The organism is Desulfobacter sp. (assembly GCF_050177295.1).
In genome coordinates, this window is record NZ_JBFXHE010000479.1 from 1 (window position 1) to 3,125 (window position 3,125).

General features: G+C 49.5%; 3 protein-coding genes. All 3 read left to right on the plus strand.

The genetic code is table 11. The features are described 5' to 3' along the window. The first annotated feature begins 144 nt into the window (after positions 1-144). The gene (locus tag AB7U36_RS21375; protein WP_428161641.1) at positions 145-621 is read left to right on the plus strand and encodes a hypothetical protein; all 477 of its coding nucleotides are present in this window, start codon (positions 145-147) and stop codon (positions 619-621) included. A gap of 83 nt (positions 622-704) precedes the next feature. After that, positions 705-2,021 carry a hypothetical protein gene (locus AB7U36_RS21380; RefSeq protein WP_428161642.1) on the plus strand — a complete coding sequence of 439 codons (1,317 nt, stop codon included), beginning with the start codon at positions 705-707 and terminating at the stop codon, positions 2,019-2,021. 45 nt (positions 2,022-2,066) lie between these two features. Next, the coding region (locus tag AB7U36_RS21385) for a hypothetical protein (protein WP_428161643.1) at positions 2,067-3,125 on the plus strand (1,059 nt) is incomplete at its 3' end.

Here is a 3,125-nt window from a genome sequence, read left to right on the forward strand (position 1 = left end):
ACCTTTGGGTAAAATCATTTTTTCCTTTTCTCAACTCTGTTTTTTCAGTTACTTATATGATATGTTCTTTTGCTTTATCAGAATGGTAATGATAAAAGATACGGCAAAAAGAATAAGGCTACTGCTTAAGGAGAATTACCCCATATGGCACGTTTAAATGAGTTTGAACTGTCGCTTATAAAGGTCACTGACAGTCCATTAATATACAAGGCACAGATCCCTCCGGAGTGCACTTTTTTCCAGGATGTCCGCCGCTATCAAAGCATTGGACCCCAGATGGAAATCCGGATCATTCCGGTGAATGGGTTGATTGAGCTTGATCCGGATATGGAGCCCGTATCCTTTAATAAGCTTACCGGAGCCGAACGCAAAGCCTTGGTGGATTATCTGACGGTCCGTGTTGCCAGAGGCGATAATATCGGGTATGCCTGGGCATTTTTTCGCTCCCCGGATAAAAAGAAAAGCCTTGTGGCCTACGGGGGCAACGTGGTGCATAATGACACCTATACGGGGAGAGAACATGTAACAGCCCTGCTTTCGATGCTTCAGAAGCAAAAGGGCATCAGCACAATGAAACGGCGCCTCTTCCCCTGGATTGCCGCTGTTCTGATATCTCCCTGACCGTTCTGGCCGGATTCAAATATGGTCACCTGGTAAAAAATATTCCATTTCTCAGCGGCATTGGCCAGGATTCCGGCCCGGAAATGCGCTTTTACCAATCCGTATTTCCCGATTTACACGCCTGGCTCCAGGACGGAAGACCGGAACAGAAAGATGTGGCTAAAAACCTTTTAAAAACCGAATATGTTTCGTACATGCTTCATACCATGACCCTGCGCGACTACCTTCAGGAAGGTGAGCAGGGCATGGATCGGGGCAACAGACTGATCCTGTTTGTATACTTCAACTATAACCGTCAGGTTGAGGAATTGATCCGCTCCCGCAGGGAGATTCTGGCAGGCACGGAATTCATGCGCCTGGCGCGGATTTATTCAACCATGCAGTCCGGGTATGCCTCAAATATTTTCTATTTCAAAGTCGGGGATTTAAATATTAAGGATACTGAAATTTCCAATTATATGAGGCAGAACATGATCACCTACCAGGATTTTAAAAAAATCCGGGATGAAAATGCCTTTGCAGAACTCATGGCCAGTGACCGCATCAGTTACAAGATGAAGGGCTTTCTGGAGAATGTCTACACCTTTACCCCCCTTCGTATTGACACAAAACTTGACGGTAAATCCTGGTACCTGCTCACCCGGAACAACAGTTCCGGCAACCTCGATTTTGCAGCCTTTTTCCATCAAGAGAACGCCACCCTGGTACCCAAACGCATTGGACACCTGGTTCTGGCGGACAAGGGGCTGCCTTCGGACATGGCCTGGTATGCCTTAGATGACAGGCAGGCAGGGGAGTTGAAACTGTCGGACAGCGCCCTGACCTATTTCAGTACGGAGACCGGCCAGACCAACCAGCTTGGTATCATTCAAGAGCGTATCAGCACCCTGGGCCTTTCCAGGCTGTCCCAGGACCGGATCAACATCAGCGTTCACCGGGAACTGCTCATGGGAGATGCAAAGGGCAAATACGGCATCCAGACCAATGATCCCATCACAAGCCTGGTGCTGTCCAACCTGATTACCAGATCATCCTTTGAACAGGATGCAAATGTTTCCCTGAAGCGGGATCCCATTCAGTTTAACACAACACTGATCCAGCTCTCCAAGGACGACAGTTTCTCTGTTCAGTCCGTGACTATTACGCCCGGCACCACCAATATCATTCGCTTGTTTGAGCCTCTGGACAGTTTTAAGGCAACCTTTCAGGACGGCTCCACCACCACCTTTGAGAAGGCCAGTGTCAACCTGTTCAACCCATTTACCTTTATGGTATCCAGGGACAGCATCGTTTTATGTTTCCGTCATGACATCACGGACATGACCATCGAAACCAACGACACAGAGCTTAAAATCGTGAAGGCCAAGGACGGAAATTATCAGATTGTAAAAATCCCATAAGTATGTTTTTTACGAAATCAGTATCAAGGAGTTTTATTTAACCATATGTTTAACACCACAGACCGGCTTTTGAAAATCCAGAACGCCATTATGGAGGTTGTCCGGCAGCTTGCCGGCCTGCCGGCCCGGCAGGCAGAACGGGTAGGCAAGGTCATTGACCGCTGCCAACTATGCCTGAAAACGGCGCCCGACACGGATATGCCCGTATATATCCACATCACGGGCACGGACAAATCCTTTAAGACCAGCTATCTTCTCGATTTGTTTGACAATGACGCGCTTCGTAAACTGTTTGCGGTCAAGCAGCGCAACACATCGGAGAACACGGCGGTTCCCTGCCTTGTGGAACCCGTCTCATGGACCGACGAGGTGGTGGTCAGCCAGATCAGCATTTCTACGGGCAATGTGATCCGCGACCGGTTGACCCAAGAGCAGTTCAATCGGTTGTATGATCTCTCCTCCGGGGCAGAACCGGATGATTATCTCATCCGGGTGGCCGTGCCCCAAGACCAGACCCCCATGACCTTGCCGGCCGTTGAATATCCGGGTATTAAAGAGGGGGCCGATGCCATTGAATTCCAGAAGGAGCGCCATGAAAAGTTTCAGGCCAATATGCTCGACTGCCTGGAGCGTTATCCCGGTATTCTTGTGGCCTGTTTTCAGCACAAAATCGCCATTCCCCCGGGCCACCCCCTGGATGCCATTCTCAAAAAATACCGCACGGTACTGGAAACCACCCACACGTACCAGAAATTGCCGTTAATTCTCTCCCTGCAGGGGGACAGTGCCGTGGCAAGCTATTGCGGCAATACCAATGTGGAGAAGGATCTGGAAAGCGATTTCAAAAGCTATAAAGCCTTTGAAACCGTGGTACAGCTGGTCAACCCCTGCAACCGCGAATACCCGGTGAGCTTTATATCCCCCGGCCCCCACGTGGATACCTGGATCCGGAATTTGTCCCGGTACAAAAGCTTGCGCGAAATCAAAGACGAGATCAAAAAGGACGGCGGTGTTGCCTGGTCCAGGCAGATGCTCGGCGATATCTGCACCACTTCCAATATCAGAAACGCCCTTGAAAATATGTTTCTGATGCCCTGGATCAGG

What these genes read in the sequence shown, in the direction of transcription:
- AB7U36_RS21375 (WP_428161641.1), top strand. Translation starts at nt 145, where the DNA reads ATGGCACGTTTAAATGAGTTTGAACTGTCGCTTATAAAGGTCACTGAC.
- AB7U36_RS21380 (WP_428161642.1), top strand. Translation starts at nt 705, where the DNA reads ATGCGCTTTTACCAATCCGTATTTCCCGATTTACACGCCTGGCTCCAG.